Genomic DNA, 14,303 nt, shown 5'->3' with positions numbered 1-14,303 from the left:
TCAGCGCTCCTTAATCCGCTTGTTCAGAATCCCGACTTCGAGATACAAATGAGATGGCGTAAAGCCAAGCTGCTTAACCATCCCCATGGCACCGTTAAAAATTGGCCTGGCTATTTCGTCACAGTTCATACCAGGGTTAGCCTTCCGTTTAGCGGTTATTTCCTCGTTGCATCTTCTGGCGATGTTACGAAGCGCGTTTCGTGCCTCAACATCCTGCATAAGCCACCTCCAGCAGCGGAGCAGGTTTAGCAACGTAACCAGGGAACATGATTACATCAGGGTTTTCTGCCTGATTTCCCCAGTGATGCCAGCCGGGGGACGCGCAGCGGCTGAACAACTCAATGCGTGACACATCGCCATATAACTGCTCCAGACGGTAACGCGCTTCTGCTGGCTTCTGGCTATGCTCACCAAGTGGGCTGTAGATAACCTGCTTCACGCTCGCGTTTAACCGTTCCAGCCCTTTACCACGGGTGGCAATTAGAAGATCCTCGGTGTTGGCGCGGGTATAGTTACCACCGTTCATTCGGGTCTGAGCGTTCAACAGGTCAAGGAAGTCGTAAAAGTCCTCTACTCCACCAGCCTGAAGCGCTTTATTGATATGCTGTTCTGCCAGTGAGTTGAACTTCACCCAGGTGAATCCCTTCATGGTCCGAACCTTAAAACCCCATGCTTCAGCCAGTTCGATCGCCTCACGGGTATGTGTACCGGTGAACCACATAGCCAGAACTGAATCTTCGGCGGCCAGTTCCCAGACAGGAAGGCGTTTAATGTCGATGAGTTTCATCGTGCCGTAATGGTTTTCCGCTGCGCCATTGCTGATAGTGTTCCCGTATTCCCACGGTGGATCGGCGTAAATCAGTGAATAGTTCATTAACGGCCTCCCGAAAATCGACCAGCCAGATAGCATCCGTCTTCGGCAATAACTGCTGGTTTAGCCAGGCCAAGGCAGCGCTGACGTTCTGCCAGTATTGCTGCTCGCTCTGATTCAATGGCTGATGCGCTGAACGCCTCCATGTAAATCGTCGCGGCACGGTGAAAGAGATCTTTCGACTCCAGACCTTTCGCCGTTTCCATCAAGGCGCTGACTTCAGGAGTTGGTTCAAACACCTCGAAGTGGCAATCTGCTGGCGGTTCCGCGTAGTAACGGAATTGTCGCCCGTCGCGTTTACGCGTTGCCAGCCCAGAACCATGAAGGCGGCAAACGGCGAGTTGGAGCCGGTCCTGGCTGAACTGGGTCAGACCTTCAATGATGTCCCTGGTCGTGGAGCCGGGGTTCATGGCAATAAACATCTGGACCGTTTTCAGAATGCTCATCGTTACCCCCTGAACCCTGGTGGAATGGAGCCGTAATCAGTGTTTTTGAAACTGGATTTGAAGATGCCATCCTCACGGGCCCACTCACCATTCACTCTGGCTGGTCTGCCAGCTTTGGCCCAACTGTTCGCTGACTTCAGATAACCCGGGAACTTGGACGGCTGGAAAAGCGTCTGGGGTCGCAGGTAGTCAGACATCTTCAGGTCATCACCCCACTTCGCGTTGCAGTAATCCACCACCAGCGACAACTCTTCAACGGTGAACCCTTCACCGATTCGTGCTCGGATGTTTTGCATTGACGTGGTTGAAACCTGGTAGCGTGAGTTCGTGACCTGGTTCAGGTGAGATAACACCGATTTGGCCTGGTCAGTGATCAACACTTCACGGTCTGGTTGCGCCGCAACCGGACAAGAAGGTTTATTAGTCTGTATGTCTAAGTCTGGTTTAACGTCTGTATAGAGATAGGATTCCGCACTTTCGCGATTTCCATGATTCCCGTTATTCGCGGTTTTGTTTTCGCGGCTTCGCGGAATGGTTCCCGCACTTTCACGCTTTCCATTCCGTACTTTCACGGTCTCAGATTTCTCAGGAAAAATTAGAGAAATAAGCAGGTCACCATCCATTCGATAATGCTTAGTTGGGGTGCCATTTACTTTCTTAGAGCACGTTTCAAATACGCCAGGAAGGTATTTAGTAATAATCTTTTTGACCAGTCGCTCTGTTTGATCCTCAGTTAGCTCACCCGCTTCTTGGCCAAGTTCCTTATGGGTTTTATAGAACCATCCATCTTCTGAACCAAACGCTGACCAGAAAACAAGGTTGTTAAGAACGGCTGCGAGCGCATGGGCCTGCTGGTCATCCTTGAAAAACAGCAAGTATGGCCTTGGAAGAACAATAACGTTCTTCTGACCAGACATAGACTGGACGATGTCAAATATTCTGCTCATGGTCGTCCTTTAACTCTGTAAATTTGCGCTGGAATTGCTCAAGAGGGCTGAAGCACTCATGCTCGTACCCTTCTCGAAGGTATATAACGCGCTGTGTATCTGGCTCCCAGCGGACAACTCTGACGGGAACTCCGTAGTGATCTCTGAACCGCCGGTTAACTTCAGCCATTCCTCGCGCCCCTTCTCGTTCATCTGAACAAATGCTTCTACCATCAAGTCTGCTGGCTGGTAGTTGCCTCCATCAGCCGCGTTATTTATGATTTCCACATAGCCGAACTGGGCATCTTTACCCACCAGCGGCAAACATCTGAATTGCTTAGCTGGTCTGAATCGGTTTACACTGTTCATGCGTTAGTTTCTCCACTGATACGACACGCCAAGGCGCCCGGAGCTGCACACTCGCGGGCGTCACCTTTTCTGCCTGTTGAAACGAATACGTCAATCGCCTGATCTGAAACACCAACCCCATAAAGCGCCATAAATCCCAGGAACCCGTGAATCTGGTGGCGGAGCTTCTTACTGAATAATTCTGAAAGCGTTTTGCGCTCTGATGAATCAATTACCCCATCAGCCGCTGCTGCCATCTTGGCATTAGCCAGCTCACCAGATGCTGCTGCCGCTTTCATCTCAATGCTGTACAGCTCAACGTTATCCAGGCTCTCAGCAGTTGGAACATCCACCAGCAATTTCCCTTTGCGGTTCGCCTGGTACTCGGCCAAGTAACAAGAACCAGACAGGTCCTCCATCCGTTCCAGTTCTGCCAAGGTAAAGAACCGACTGCCGCACTTCTGGTACAGATGGTTGTGGAACTGGTCGATAGTCATCCCTAAATCGGAAGCCATACCTAAGCGACCATGCTTGTGTGCCTTACACATCAGGCGGATTGCTGTATTTATGCTGTCTACCATGTTGATTTCCCTCTGGTAGTTAATAATCAATTTAAAGTTGACTATTGTTGTTAGCGGAAGGTATGCCGTCATTTTTGTTCGGATAAATATCAGGTCGTAATTGATGGGGAGTTACTACCCATCCGCCCCATTGGCAGAGTTGAATAACTCTTTCAGAAGGTACTCGGTTCTTTGCAATCCAGTTCGCAACAGATTGAACTGATTGGAATTCAAACCGCCTTGATACCTCTGAAATCGACCCGATCGCCTTCACAGCTTTAGCTGTTACATTCTTGTGTTGAGATGACATGTGTTCTCCTATGACTAAGCCTGCATCAATACTACTTATAGTAGCAATTATTAGCAACTTAAAATAGAAATGACAACTATGCCTTGTGCGCTTAATCTTCTACTTATGGTGGAAAATGCTAAATACAAAGACTTTGCCGAAAGGCTAAACAGGTCTCTCCAAGAGCAATCTATTGGAGTTAAAGAATTGTCAGAGTTCAGTGGTGTCTCGTATGAGATGGCGCGGCGCTACACTCTTGGTACTGCAAAGCCGAGAGATGAGAAGATGATTCGAATTGCAGAAAGACTTGCCGTCTCACCGGCTTATCTTGATTATGGTGTGCCTGTTAATGGTGGCGACGCGCCAGCCAAAGGCACGGTCAGAATAGAGCAATTGGATGTTCATGCTTCAGCCGGTTCCGGATATATAAACCAACCATTCCCTACAATAGTGAGCTCAATAGAGATTCCAGAAGAGAGGATCTTCGAGTTGTTTGGTCGTAGAAGCCTTGATGGCATCGTCATGATAAATGTTGATGGCGATAGCATGATGCCCACGCTTTGCCCAAAGGACCTGCTTTTCATAGACAGCAAGGTTGAACAATTCAGCGGCGACGGCGTTTATGTGTTCAATTTTGAAGACAGTACGTTCGTTAAACGTTTGCAGAAGGTAAAAGGGCGCCGACTGGCAGTTCTTTCAGACAATGAACATTACCCGCCCTTCTTCATAGAGGAGCATGAAATGAATGAACTATACATATTCGGCAAGCTAATCAGATGCTTACCTCTAAAAATGATAGAGTTTGGCTAATAATTAATTCATCAAGAAACCGGCGAAAGCCGGTTTTTTTACGCCTCCAATTCCTCACCTCATAACACTACACTACTAAAAATTACATTTTTCTACTTTTTGTTGTTGCAATTATCTACTTAAAGTAGCTATAGTCATTGCATCGAAAGCGAACAGGCAGGACGCCCACGAAGTAGCCGCCGGTGGCATATGAATAACCGGATGATTCGCAGGTAACAAAAAAGCGCCCTACTGGACGCTTCGCTCTTTAACAATCTGGATATCCTATTAATACAGGTTATTTTTTATCGTTAGTTTCATCAACAGATTTGCTTTGTATTTGAGCATAATTCTTAATGCTGAAGAAACAAAAAAGTCGTAAGAAAACTAAAAAACCCGCCATTGAAACATATAAGGAGCGGGAGGCACTCCCCTTCAGAAAGGCCTCGAATATGAGTGAACAAAAGACACCTATCATTATGTAAAGCAAAAATAAAAAAAAGTTCGCTGTTCTAGGACAATCCCAATTACGGCCAGATGTGAATATAACCCTATCTTCAAATCTATATGATAGCGCCCACAAAGAAGCACACAAAGCGACCCAAGCACTGATGATACCTATTGGCATTTTAAAAATCTGTTCAACGCTAATAGCTCCACTAAATAGCCCAGTAATATAAACACCGATCATAGAGCAAACAATACCGCTCAAAATGCCACGAATTCCACTGTAATAGTTTTTATTGGTATCGAATGGGATTTTTAATTTTTTTTCACCAGCCACAAAAAAACCTTAAAAATAAATGTATTAGGATATCCAGATTACTCTAATCATTGCTTTAGTTAAATAGCTACTCACTACCTATCTTGGTAGCTATTTAACACGACAGCATAATAACGATGGAGCAACCCGTTGCGCTAAGCACCTTTTGATGGGGCATTTACTGAAACGAAACCAAAACTTTTATTCGCCTTTTGGCGAGGGATTCGTGCAACCAAAATTCAGCGCCGTGCAGGGCGCATATAACACGGAGAAACTAACCATGACGACCACACAGAACGTCACTGAGTTACAACCACGTATGACCAGAGAGCAACTGATCGATGCAGCGCGTAAAGCGGCCCCTCTCCTGCCAGCTGCGTCACAGTGGCTGATGAACGAACTTGCTAACCGCTACGATGTTCAGGCTGTAGTGCTGTGCGAATCAATGGAACAGCGTAAAGCACTGGCAATTGAGAACACCGCATTACGCGATGACGTTATCTGCTGGGCAAAAGAATGCGACCGCATTGTTGAAAGACACACAAAAACACGCAACAACATGCACCTTCTGGAGGCTCAGCGCGAACTGCGTGAGTTAACTCCGGTAACTAATGTTGTGATGAATGAAGGGGCTAAGTGATGGCCGCTAACTCATTCAAGCAGATGTCCCGTGACGGAACCATCAAGCGCACCGATACCGGGATGTTTATTAGCCTTGAACATATACACGTGCGTGAAGGTTTCAACAAACGTGAAGACGACGAACGCACACGCCAGGCAGATGACGACCTGTTTAATTATCTGATGAACGGCGGTACCGTTCCTCCACTTGAAGTTATCGCACGTGATGAAGGCGGCGTGTGGGTTGTTGAAGGTCACCGCCGTCGCCGTTGCTATGCGCGTTGTGCTGAAGCTGGTAAGCCAGTAGACCGCATTCATATCATGCCGTTCAACGGTAACGATGTGCAGCGTCTGGCTCGCATCATGACCAGTAATAACCAACTCCCCCTTTCCGATATTGAACAGGCTGCTGTTATTCAGGAGCTTCATAACGCTTTCAACCAGACCACCAGCGAGATTGCAAAGCTGGTCAATAAGTCTGTAGCGACCGTTGAGAAGTTGCTCACTCTGAGTACCGCTAATTATGACGTTCAGCAGGAAGTTAAATCTGGAGCCGTGTCTGTTGATGTTGTTGTTGACCGCGTTCGCGAGTTTGGCGAACAGGCTGGTGAAGTTCTCCAGCACGATAAAGCCGTAGCCGCCGCCCAGGGGAAAACAAAGGTTACGCGCAGTTCTATCGCTCCGGAACTCAACATTAAAAGTGCTCGCCGTTTCGTGGAGTTAATGTCCATGGCGACGATCAGCGATGAAGGCGTGTTCTCTTTGCAAGGCACGGCACTGGCTGAAGCTCTGGCGATCATCGACGAACACAAAACCATTGCTGAGGCTCGCGAAACCTATCGCCTTTCACAGCCAATCCCTACGACAGAGATTATCGGGAAAGTGCTGTATGTGAAGCTAGATGGTAAGGAAATCGGCTCGGCAATAATTTATCGCGGGAAGAACGTCACTCTGGATTTAGGCGATAAAAAAATAATCGCCAGCCAGTCAAAAGCAGTGGCCCACTTCGTTAAGCAATACAAACTACAGCAGGGAAATAATCATGACAGCCACCAATAAACCAATGACCGGCGCTCAGCTTGATGAACTGATGGCTGTCGCTATGCGCATGCAGTCTGACAGTGAAAAGATGGGTGAACGTCCTGTGTCCTTGTTTGCCTATGCGGTTCAGATTGCTGTTTTAGAAATTCTCGAAGTGCGCAGTAAGTACGAAGAACTGCAATCACAAAACGCAGACATGGCAGTACAGCTCGCTAACGCCGAGAGCAAGTGCAGGGAGCTGGCGGCGGAGAATGCTGGGTTGAAAAATGCGCTCGAGTGGCTGTACGAAACGGTATCGTCTGAAAGCGTATCTGTCCCGGATGAGAAATACAGTTCTGTGACAAATGCGGCACAGGTATTGAGCGAAACCCCAGTCACCGACGCTTTCCTGGCTGAAGTGCGGGCCATCGCGCGTAATGAGGGTATCAACTATGCCGCCACTCGTCTCGCTGCTGCATTCAATCATGGTTTCGTTGATAAGCCGCTGGCTGAAGTCTGCGACGTGGTGCGCATGATTCTGGACACCAAAGAAGAACTGGCAAACTCCACGCCGCCAGCTGCTGATGGGATATCTGGCGAGTACGCAGAGAAGTTTCTCGCAGAGTTCGCCGCCCAACTTCGCAAAGGAGCCGCGCTATGAGCAAACCAACCGATGAAGAGATTATCCAAGTGCTTCGCGACCATGGCAATTGCATGACCTATGTGGTCACTCACTGGTTACGCGATAACTACAAGGGAACCAAGACAGCGTATGTGCTGCGCCGCCTGAAAAAGCTTGAGGCTCTCGGTGCAGTGAAGCGAGTGAAAAGCAGTTATGCGGTTCAAATCTGCTGGGAGGCAGCCCAATGAAAGCACTCAACAAACAGGCGCTTCGCCAATTAGCAATCGATGCGCACGAGCTTGGAATCATCAAGCGTTACACAAAAGGCATCGAGGCCAATAAGAGATTCGTTGCCATCGCCACTCCCTTAACCGTGCTGGCGCTGCTGGATGAGCTGGAAGCCGCAGAGAAGCGCAACGCTGAATTACAGAGCGAGAATGCATACATCCGCAATCGGCACAAAGAACTGGACCTGTTAATCGGGAAAAACATTCTAGTCATGCAGGCTGCGATTATCGAATGGCAAGCAACTGGCGACGCGAAGAACGGTTTGGCATGGATTTATAACACGCTGTTTGGGCCCGGTGAATTACCAGACGAAGCAGAGAAAGACGCCCAGGCGTACTTCGACCGTAAATATACCCCGATTGACGAAGAGCTTATGGCGCTTCACAAGTGGTTTTGGGAACAAAGTGAAGCCGAACGTTCCGCCGCTGGCATTGGCGTGAAGGGGGAATGAGATGGATAAATTAATCAAACCTACCACCAAAGGTAAACATGACGGTTCATGTGATTATCTTTGCTCGGACGATGCGCGATTCATCGTTATGCGCGGCGATTATACGGAAGCGGAAATAATTCAGGCTTCTGTGTCCCAAGATGTAATCGACTCGGATGGTGCGGCTGATTTTGCAAGTAGCGCCCGCTATTACCAGTGTTGGTACAAAGTTAGCCCAATAGGTGGTCAGGATGGCTATTCAGGCTGGCATCATCCTCGTGACTCGCCGTGTCGCGGTGCATATTTCGCATCAGTTTTGCAATGGGATTAAGGAGGACTAACCATGGCAACTAACAACCACCCGGCGCACGGTCCTGTATCACTCGATCGACTGCACCAGATACGCGAACACCTGCTGCATGAAACCCGATACTCAAACGGCGGGAACAGAGCCTACATTCTCGCTGATGTATTGAAGGTGATTGATGGGGCTATTGCCCGCGAGCTGGTACTCCGTGAGCATGCAGCGTGGTCACAGGCTACTTTCGGCGATGTCGGTCCAGTTGGTCCGCTGAAGCACCTTTCCAAAGAAGCGCTCGAGGCTGCTGCTGAACCAGGCGACCTTAGCGAATGGGCTGACATGCAATTCCTGTTATGGGATGCGCAACGTCGTGCCGGTATCAGTGACGAGCAGATTACCCAGGCGATGGTGGAAAAGTTGGCGGTTAACAAACAGCGCGAATGGCCTGAGCCGAAAGACGGTGAGCCAAGGCTACATATCAAGGAATCCGACAACTCGTTTGTGGCTCCGGAGGGGACGGCCTGCAAATACTGCGGCGGTACAGGTTATTTCCGTTGGAAAAAATCCGCAAATACCTTCCCGTGTCCATGTATGGGATGCGATTTGCCAGCAGCACCTCTGCAGGAGGTGAAGTGATGCCGCCAGTTAAAGTGGTTGTTATTACCGTGGTGATGCTAGCGATCTGCCAGTTAGTTTCTATGACGGGATATGGCATATGGTGAGCAAGCTAAAACAGCGTCGCATACGCCGACTGAAAGCCGATGTAGCATGGTGGAAATCTGAAGCTGAGTACTGTAAGGCGCGAGTGTTCGAACAGGCAAACGAAATTGCTGAACTAAGAAGCATGGTGATTCGTGTACCAATGCCGGTAATGGTGCCAGTAGAGATACTTCATCAGCTAAATGGGAAGGGATCGAAAGAATATCCATTATGTCGCAATTGCAACGATGGAACCCGTCACGGGTGTTCATCGTGTGCTTACAGAATGAAGTAACCGGGTGCAGCCGGTTTAAGTGGAGAACTAACTATGAGCGGACAAATCCAACGTTTTCTTACTCCAGATGACCTCTATCAATTAACTGGTTATCGTCGCCCTTCCCTACAGTGTAAAGCTCTGAGGGATAGTGGGGTATTTTTTATCCCACGCAAGGACGGAAGGCCAGGAACAACATGGGATCATGTATCAAACCCTGTTGGACTTAAGTTAATAGTGAGCAATCCAGAGGAAGAAGAACCAAACTTTAAGGATATGTAATGTCTAGAGCTCGCAAAAACCCTGAGGATAACTGGATGCCTCCTCGCGTTCGACGGGGAAAATCTGCTTATGAGTTTCGTACAACAGATGGTCGTACCGTCAGGTTGTGCAATCCTGATCTAACAAAATCGCAGGTATGGGCAGCTTACGAAAACTTCATAAACGATTTAAAGGTTGGTACGAACTTCAACGCACTTTGTGAAGAATTCTTTAATTCCGGTGATTTCCACGAGTTAGCAACTGAAACACGTAAAGACTACAGAAAATACGGTTCAAAGGTAAATGTTGTCTTCGGGAAAATGAAGCCGGATAACATCAAGCCAGAGCACATCAGAAAATATATGGATAAACGAGGTGTTAAGAGCAGGGTTCAGGCAAACCGCGAGAAAGCATTTATGTCCAGGGTGTTTCGGTGGGCATACGAACGAGGAAAGGTGAAGATGAATCCTTGCCAGGGCGTAAAGCAATTTAAAGAGCAGGCTCGGACCCGTTATATTAGCGATAGGGAATATGATGCACTTTATAGCGTTGCTTCTATTCCCGTAAAAGTTGCAATGGAGTTGGCATATCTATGTTGCGCCCGCCAGGGAGACATTCTTGACCTCAAAAAGAGTCAATTATTGAGCGAAGGAATTTTAATTCAGCAGAGTAAAACCGCAGTTAGCCAGATCAAGGCCTGGACAAAACGTCTGGAGGATGCCGTTAATCTTGCTGACAGCATTCCTCTTAACAGCGGGATGGTAAGTATTTTTGTCATCCACCAGCCATCAGGTCTGCGATACACACGCGATGCTTTTAATGCGCAATGGATGAAGACTAAAAAACTTGCTGCTGAAAAATATCCAGACCTTGATTTCCAGTTCACTTTTCATGATCTAAAAGCCAAAGGAATTTCTGATCTTGAAGGTACGTTAAGTGAGAAGCAGGAAATTTCAGGTCATAAAAACGCCTCGCAAACAGCGAGATATAATCGAAGAATTTCAGTTGTTCCGGTCGTCGGGGGGCAGTAATGCCCTCTTTTTTATGGCGAAGCTGAATGGCGAAACAATGGTGAATATAGAGCACAAAAACAAAAAAACCACCCGTAGGTGGTTTCACGACACTGCTTATTGCTTTGATTATTCTGTTCTTTCCCATGGTACCCGGAGTGGGACTTGAACCCACACAGCGCGAACGCCGAGGGATTTTAAATCCCTTGTGTCTACCGATTCCACCATCCGGGCTCGGGAAAAAATTGGAGGCGCGTTCCGGAGTCGAACCGGACTAGACGGATTTGCAATCCGCTACATAACCGCTTTGCTAACGCGCCGAAATCTTCTGGCTTTTCAGCCGACATCCGCTATTGCCGATGTCTCTAATTTGGAGCGGGAAACGAGACTCGAACTCGCGACCCCGACCTTGGCAAGGTCGTGCTCTACCAACTGAGCTATTCCCGCATCACCAAGTAACTTTGTTAATCACTTGATTTTGTTATCGTCTGGCAATCAGTGCTGCCGTTCGATGCGTTGCATTCTACTTACCTGACGCAATGAGTCAACGATATTTTTCACCACTAACGATCGTTTGCTGAAATTTGCGTCGAAACGATCACTGATCAAGCAAATCTCCACGTGCAGCGCTCAAATACTGGAACATTGACCACAAAGTCAGTATCGCGGCGACGAAGAAAAGTGCGATCCCAGCATACTCAACCCAGATATTTGGACGCCACAGCAGCCAGGCCAGTGCAGCCATTTGCGAAGTGGTTTTCACTTTACCAATCCAGGATACGGCTACGCTGCTGCGTTTACCCAGTTCGGCCATCCATTCACGTAGTGCAGAGATGATGATTTCACGCGCAATCATTGTTGCAGCGGGGAGCGTCACCCACCAGCTGTGGTAATGCTCTGTCACCAGTACCATCGCAATAGCTACCAGAACTTTATCAGCGACCGGATCGAGGAAGGCGCCAAAACGCGTGCTTTGGTTCCAGCGGCGAGCCAGAAAACCGTCAAACCAGTCTGTGACCGCTGCGATACAGAAGATCAGCGCACAAACAAAGGGAGCCCAGGTGAATGGCAGGTAAAAAGCCAATACAAAGAATGGGATCAGGATGACGCGAAACAGCGTGAGCAACGTAGGGATATTAAATTGCATATGACGGATAACTATCTGTTGTCAGTGAAATTACCCCTATGTTGCTACAGAGGGCCTAATGTTTCAACGAGTAGAAGATCTTTTCTGCCAGAGCTTGCGAAATACCCGGCACTTTTGCAATTTCTTCGATACTTGCATTACGAAGACCTTGCAAACCTCCCATATATTTCAACAACATCTGGCGACGCTTTGGCCCGACACCTTCGATGGTCTCAAGCGTGCTGGTGCTTTTCACTTTCGCCCGCTTTTTACGATGCCCGCTAATCGCATGATCGTGAGATTCATCGCGGATATGCTGGATAACGTGTAATGCAGGCGAATCCGGCGGCAGACTAAAGCCCTCACCTTCCGGCTCAAAGAACAGTGTTTCCAGACCGGCTTTACGATCGGCCCCTTTTGCCACCCCCAGCAAGAGTGGGTGCTGTTTGTCCCAGGGAACGTCCAGTTCAGCAAAAACGGCTTTCGCCTGCCCTAACTGACCTTTACCGCCGTCGATCAATATGACGTCCGGAATCTTACTTTCTTCAATCGCCTTACCATAACGCCGACGTAAGACCTGATTCATCGCCGCATAATCATCACCCGGCGTAATGCCGGTAATATTGTAACGCCGATATTCTGCACGCAGCGGGCCATTGGCATCAAAAACCACGCAGGAGGCTACCGTCTGTTCCCCCATCGTATGGCTAATGTCGAAGCACTCCATACGCTTCACCGCAGGTAACTTCAATACGGAGGCCAGCGCCGTCAGACGTTGCGTAATCGTCGACTGCTGAGAAAGTTTCGTGGTGAGCGCCACTGCCGCGTTGGTCCGCGCCAGCTTCAGATAACGCGCGCGATCCCCTCGCGGTTTCGTCTGCACGTTAATCTTCCGTCCGGCCAGTTCAGACAGAGAGTCTGCCAGCAGGGTTTTATCGCTAAGATTGAAATCGAGCAGGATCTCCCCGGGTAAGGTACGCATCTGGCTCCCCTGCAGATAAAACTGCCCGACAAAGGTTTCGACGACCTCGCCCAGTTCCGTACCACCTGGTACTTTAGGGAAATAGCTGCGGCTGCCCAGCACTTTACCCTGGCGAATAAACAGAACGTGCACACAGGCCATGCCGGCGTCAAACGCCACGCCAATGACATCCAGATCGTCTCCGGTGTTAGAGACAAACTGTTTTTCGGTCACACGGCGTACGGCCTGGATTTGGTCACGAATTCGCGCAGCCTCTTCAAATTCGAGATTTTGGCTGGCCTTTTCCATGCGGGTAATCAGCTGTGTTAACACCTGATCGTCTTTTCCGGACAGGAACAGACGAACATACTCGACCTGCTGAGCATACTCTTCCTCGCTCACCAGACCCGCGACACACGGGCCGAGACAGCGGCCAATCTGATATTGCAGACAAGGTCGAGAACGGTTGCGATAAACGCTGTTTTCGCACTGGCGGATAGGGAATATTTTCTGCAACAGCGCCAGCGTTTCACGCACCGCATAACCGTTAGGGAACGGTCCAAAGTACTCGCCTTTGGCATGCTTTGCCCCACGATGCATCGCCAGACGCGGGTGGGTATCGCCGCTAAGGAATATAAAGGGGTAGGATTTATCATCACGCAGCAATACGTTATAACGCGGCTGATATAGCTTGATGTAGTTGTGCTCAAGCAATAACGCTTCGGTTTCAGTGTGCGTTACCGTGACATCAATCTGCTGGATTTGCGCGACCAGCGCTTCGGTCTTGCGTGACGCAAGATTACTACGGAAGTAGCTGGAAAGCCTTTTTTTCAGGTCTTTCGCTTTCCCGACATAGATAACCGTTCCGGCGGTATCATACATACGATAGACGCCGGGCTGGCTGGTCACGGTTTTCAGGAACGCTTTGGCATCAAACTGATCTGTCACTGGCTTGCTAATGTCTCCGCATTACACAGGCCATGGCGAATTGCCAGGTGAGTCAGCTCTACATCGCCATGAATGTTTAATTTACTGAACATTCGATAGCGATAGCTGTTCACCGTTTTAGGACTAAGATTCAGTTGCTCTGAGATCTCATTAACCTTCTGACCTTTGGTGATCATCAGCATAATCTGCAACTCGCGTTCAGACAAACTGGCAAACGGGGTTTCCGTTTTCTCAGGCTCAATCTGGCTGAGCGCCATTTGCTGAGCGATATCGGAGGCAATATACCGTTGCCCGGAAAAAACCGAACGAATCGCACTCACTACTTCCTGGGGGGCGGCGCCTTTGCTGAGATACCCTGCAGCCCCTGCCTGCATAACTTTTGCAGGTAATGGGTTTTCGGTGTGTACCGTCAACATGATCACTTTAATGTCTGCCGTGGAACGCGCAATTTTGCGGGTTGCTTCCAGACCGCCAATACCGGGCATATTCATATCCATCAGCACAACGTCAACGGAATTTGAGCGGCACCATTTTACCGCATCTTCACCGCAGCACGCTTCGCCGACAACTTTTATGCCTTTTATATCTTCCAGAATGCGTCGTATCCCTGCGCGCACCAGTTCGTGGTCATCAACAAGAAAAACGTTGATCAAAGGAATATCTCCAGAATAGGGATAACGCTACCGATAGTTAATCGGTCCTATGTTAACGGGTTTTATCTCAACTTTGAAATGTAAAAAACGCCCGACT

At 48.8% G+C, this 14,303-nt stretch carries 21 protein-coding genes and 3 tRNA genes; 10 read left to right on the top strand and 14 right to left on the bottom strand.

What is annotated here, in order from left to right:
* From GFB57_RS13920 to GFB57_RS13890, 7 genes are all read right to left on the bottom strand, one after another.
* Complete coding sequence (locus GFB57_RS13920) at positions 1-219, bottom strand: hypothetical protein (protein WP_003833987.1); 219 nt, start codon at positions 217-219, stop codon at positions 1-3.
* Complete coding sequence (locus tag GFB57_RS13915) at positions 206-874, bottom strand: MT-A70 family methyltransferase (protein ID WP_089621178.1); 669 nt, start codon at positions 872-874, stop codon at positions 206-208. Before GFB57_RS13915 ends, GFB57_RS13920 begins: the two co-directional genes overlap by 14 nt.
* Complete coding sequence (locus GFB57_RS13910) at positions 874-1,317, bottom strand: hypothetical protein (protein WP_284882610.1); 444 nt, start codon at positions 1,315-1,317, stop codon at positions 874-876. The genes GFB57_RS13915 and GFB57_RS13910 overlap by 1 nt, the downstream gene beginning before the upstream one ends.
* A gap of 2 nt (positions 1,318-1,319) precedes the next feature.
* Positions 1,320-2,264, bottom strand: a complete 945-nt coding sequence (locus GFB57_RS13905) for a conserved phage C-terminal domain-containing protein (protein ID WP_284882612.1) — start codon at positions 2,262-2,264, stop codon at positions 1,320-1,322.
* Positions 2,248-2,433 carry a DUF4222 domain-containing protein gene (locus GFB57_RS13900; protein WP_071524480.1) on the bottom strand — a complete coding sequence of 62 codons (186 nt, stop codon included), beginning with the start codon at positions 2,431-2,433 and terminating at the stop codon, positions 2,248-2,250. The genes GFB57_RS13905 and GFB57_RS13900 overlap by 17 nt, the downstream gene beginning before the upstream one ends.
* 175 nt (positions 2,434-2,608) lie before the next feature.
* Positions 2,609-3,172, bottom strand: coding sequence for a YmfL family putative regulatory protein (locus GFB57_RS13895; protein WP_279851069.1), 564 nt, complete (start codon positions 3,170-3,172; stop codon positions 2,609-2,611).
* A 31-nt stretch (positions 3,173-3,203) separates the two neighbouring features.
* Positions 3,204-3,461, bottom strand: a complete 258-nt coding sequence (locus GFB57_RS13890) for a YdaS family helix-turn-helix protein (RefSeq protein WP_024195799.1) — start codon at positions 3,459-3,461, stop codon at positions 3,204-3,206.
* Between the two features lie 69 nt (positions 3,462-3,530).
* Between GFB57_RS13890 and GFB57_RS13885 the strand changes: the two genes are divergently transcribed.
* The gene (locus tag GFB57_RS13885) at positions 3,531-4,250 is read left to right on the top strand and encodes an XRE family transcriptional regulator (RefSeq protein ID WP_032140310.1); all 720 of its coding nucleotides are present in this window, start codon (positions 3,531-3,533) and stop codon (positions 4,248-4,250) included.
* Between the two features lie 277 nt (positions 4,251-4,527).
* Here GFB57_RS13885 and GFB57_RS13880 read toward each other — a convergent pair whose 3' ends face one another.
* Positions 4,528-5,013, bottom strand: coding sequence for a hypothetical protein (locus tag GFB57_RS13880; protein ID WP_257661550.1), 486 nt, complete (start codon positions 5,011-5,013; stop codon positions 4,528-4,530).
* Positions 5,014-5,272: 259 nt separating this feature from the next.
* On the opposite strand from GFB57_RS13880, the gene GFB57_RS13875 reads away from it, so the two are divergent.
* The 9 genes from GFB57_RS13875 to GFB57_RS13835 all read left to right on the top strand — a co-directional run bounded on the left by GFB57_RS13875 (position 5,273) and on the right by GFB57_RS13835 (position 10,539).
* Entirely contained in the window at positions 5,273-5,632 is a 360-nt protein-coding gene (locus GFB57_RS13875) for a hypothetical protein (protein WP_290366814.1), read from the top strand.
* Positions 5,632-6,672, top strand: coding sequence for a chromosome partitioning protein ParB (locus tag GFB57_RS13870; protein WP_290366813.1), 1,041 nt, complete (start codon positions 5,632-5,634; stop codon positions 6,670-6,672). Before GFB57_RS13875 ends, GFB57_RS13870 begins: the two co-directional genes overlap by 1 nt.
* Positions 6,656-7,294 carry a hypothetical protein gene (locus GFB57_RS13865; protein ID WP_290366812.1) on the top strand — a complete coding sequence of 213 codons (639 nt, stop codon included), beginning with the start codon at positions 6,656-6,658 and terminating at the stop codon, positions 7,292-7,294. Before GFB57_RS13870 ends, GFB57_RS13865 begins: the two co-directional genes overlap by 17 nt.
* Complete coding sequence (locus GFB57_RS13860; protein ID WP_080860872.1) at positions 7,291-7,503, top strand: hypothetical protein; 213 nt, start codon at positions 7,291-7,293, stop codon at positions 7,501-7,503. The genes GFB57_RS13865 and GFB57_RS13860 overlap by 4 nt, the downstream gene beginning before the upstream one ends.
* Positions 7,500-7,994, top strand: a complete 495-nt coding sequence (locus tag GFB57_RS13855; protein WP_290366811.1) for an ead/Ea22-like family protein — start codon at positions 7,500-7,502, stop codon at positions 7,992-7,994. The genes GFB57_RS13860 and GFB57_RS13855 overlap by 4 nt, the downstream gene beginning before the upstream one ends.
* A 1-nt stretch (position 7,995) precedes the next feature.
* The gene (locus GFB57_RS13850; RefSeq protein ID WP_057520408.1) at positions 7,996-8,304 is read left to right on the top strand and encodes a hypothetical protein; all 309 of its coding nucleotides are present in this window, start codon (positions 7,996-7,998) and stop codon (positions 8,302-8,304) included.
* Between the two features lie 12 nt (positions 8,305-8,316).
* Entirely contained in the window at positions 8,317-8,910 is a 594-nt protein-coding gene (locus tag GFB57_RS13845; RefSeq protein ID WP_290366810.1) for a DUF550 domain-containing protein, read from the top strand.
* Between the two features lie 391 nt (positions 8,911-9,301).
* Positions 9,302-9,529: a DUF4224 domain-containing protein gene (locus tag GFB57_RS13840; RefSeq protein WP_065944714.1), complete on the top strand. Its 228-nt coding sequence runs from the start codon at positions 9,302-9,304 to the stop codon at positions 9,527-9,529.
* A complete protein-coding gene (locus GFB57_RS13835; protein ID WP_032207808.1) occupies positions 9,529-10,539 on the top strand; it encodes a tyrosine-type recombinase/integrase in 1,011 nt (336 codons plus the stop codon). The genes GFB57_RS13840 and GFB57_RS13835 overlap by 1 nt, the downstream gene beginning before the upstream one ends.
* A gap of 126 nt (positions 10,540-10,665) precedes the next feature.
* Here the strand turns inward: GFB57_RS13835 and GFB57_RS13830 are convergent.
* The 6 genes from GFB57_RS13830 to uvrY all read right to left on the bottom strand — a co-directional run bounded on the left by GFB57_RS13830 (position 10,666) and on the right by uvrY (position 14,206).
* Positions 10,666-10,752 (bottom strand) — tRNA-Leu (locus GFB57_RS13830).
* 12 nt (positions 10,753-10,764) lie between these two features.
* Positions 10,765-10,838: transfer RNA gene (locus GFB57_RS13825), tRNA-Cys, on the bottom strand.
* 51 nt (positions 10,839-10,889) lie between these two features.
* Positions 10,890-10,965: transfer RNA gene (locus GFB57_RS13820), tRNA-Gly, on the bottom strand.
* A 151-nt stretch (positions 10,966-11,116) separates the two neighbouring features.
* Positions 11,117-11,665 carry a CDP-diacylglycerol--glycerol-3-phosphate 3-phosphatidyltransferase gene (pgsA, locus tag GFB57_RS13815; RefSeq protein ID WP_003030490.1) on the bottom strand — a complete coding sequence of 183 codons (549 nt, stop codon included), beginning with the start codon at positions 11,663-11,665 and terminating at the stop codon, positions 11,117-11,119.
* 55 nt (positions 11,666-11,720) lie between these two features.
* Entirely contained in the window at positions 11,721-13,553 is a 1,833-nt protein-coding gene (gene uvrC / locus GFB57_RS13810; RefSeq protein ID WP_003030488.1) for an excinuclease ABC subunit UvrC, read from the bottom strand.
* Positions 13,550-14,206: a UvrY/SirA/GacA family response regulator transcription factor gene (gene uvrY, locus GFB57_RS13805; protein WP_003030486.1), complete on the bottom strand. Its 657-nt coding sequence runs from the start codon at positions 14,204-14,206 to the stop codon at positions 13,550-13,552. Before uvrY ends, uvrC begins: the two co-directional genes overlap by 4 nt.
* Positions 14,207-14,303 lie beyond the last annotated feature (97 nt).

Source organism: Citrobacter sp. S39, from assembly GCF_009495675.1.
GTDB classification, from domain to species: Bacteria; Pseudomonadota; Gammaproteobacteria; order Enterobacterales; family Enterobacteriaceae; genus Citrobacter; species Citrobacter freundii.
This window is presented reverse-complemented; position numbering and strand designations above follow the sequence as displayed.

Bases quoted from the DNA above. Each gene is read 5' to 3' on its own strand.
- GFB57_RS13920 (WP_003833987.1), bottom strand. From the start codon at position 219: ATGCAGGATGTTGAGGCACGAAACGCGCTTCGTAACATCGCCAGAAGA.
- GFB57_RS13915 (WP_089621178.1), bottom strand. From the start codon at position 874: ATGAACTATTCACTGATTTACGCCGATCCACCGTGGGAATACGGGAAC.
- GFB57_RS13910 (WP_284882610.1), bottom strand. From the start codon at position 1,317: ATGAGCATTCTGAAAACGGTCCAGATGTTTATTGCCATGAACCCCGGC.
- GFB57_RS13905 (WP_284882612.1), bottom strand. From the start codon at position 2,264: ATGAGCAGAATATTTGACATCGTCCAGTCTATGTCTGGTCAGAAGAAC.
- GFB57_RS13900 (WP_071524480.1), bottom strand. From the start codon at position 2,433: ATGGCTGAAGTTAACCGGCGGTTCAGAGATCACTACGGAGTTCCCGTC.
- GFB57_RS13895 (WP_279851069.1), bottom strand. From the start codon at position 3,172: ATGGTAGACAGCATAAATACAGCAATCCGCCTGATGTGTAAGGCACAC.
- GFB57_RS13890 (WP_024195799.1), bottom strand. From the start codon at position 3,461: ATGTCATCTCAACACAAGAATGTAACAGCTAAAGCTGTGAAGGCGATC.
- GFB57_RS13885 (WP_032140310.1), top strand. From the start codon at position 3,531: ATGACAACTATGCCTTGTGCGCTTAATCTTCTACTTATGGTGGAAAAT.
- GFB57_RS13875 (WP_290366814.1), top strand. From the start codon at position 5,273: ATGACGACCACACAGAACGTCACTGAGTTACAACCACGTATGACCAGA.
- GFB57_RS13870 (WP_290366813.1), top strand. From the start codon at position 5,632: ATGGCCGCTAACTCATTCAAGCAGATGTCCCGTGACGGAACCATCAAG.
- GFB57_RS13865 (WP_290366812.1), top strand. From the start codon at position 6,656: ATGACAGCCACCAATAAACCAATGACCGGCGCTCAGCTTGATGAACTG.
- GFB57_RS13860 (WP_080860872.1), top strand. From the start codon at position 7,291: ATGAGCAAACCAACCGATGAAGAGATTATCCAAGTGCTTCGCGACCAT.
- GFB57_RS13855 (WP_290366811.1), top strand. From the start codon at position 7,500: ATGAAAGCACTCAACAAACAGGCGCTTCGCCAATTAGCAATCGATGCG.
- GFB57_RS13850 (WP_057520408.1), top strand. From the start codon at position 7,996: ATGGATAAATTAATCAAACCTACCACCAAAGGTAAACATGACGGTTCA.
- GFB57_RS13845 (WP_290366810.1), top strand. From the start codon at position 8,317: ATGGCAACTAACAACCACCCGGCGCACGGTCCTGTATCACTCGATCGA.
- GFB57_RS13840 (WP_065944714.1), top strand. From the start codon at position 9,302: ATGAGCGGACAAATCCAACGTTTTCTTACTCCAGATGACCTCTATCAA.
- GFB57_RS13835 (WP_032207808.1), top strand. From the start codon at position 9,529: ATGTCTAGAGCTCGCAAAAACCCTGAGGATAACTGGATGCCTCCTCGC.
- pgsA (WP_003030490.1), bottom strand. From the start codon at position 11,665: ATGCAATTTAATATCCCTACGTTGCTCACGCTGTTTCGCGTCATCCTG.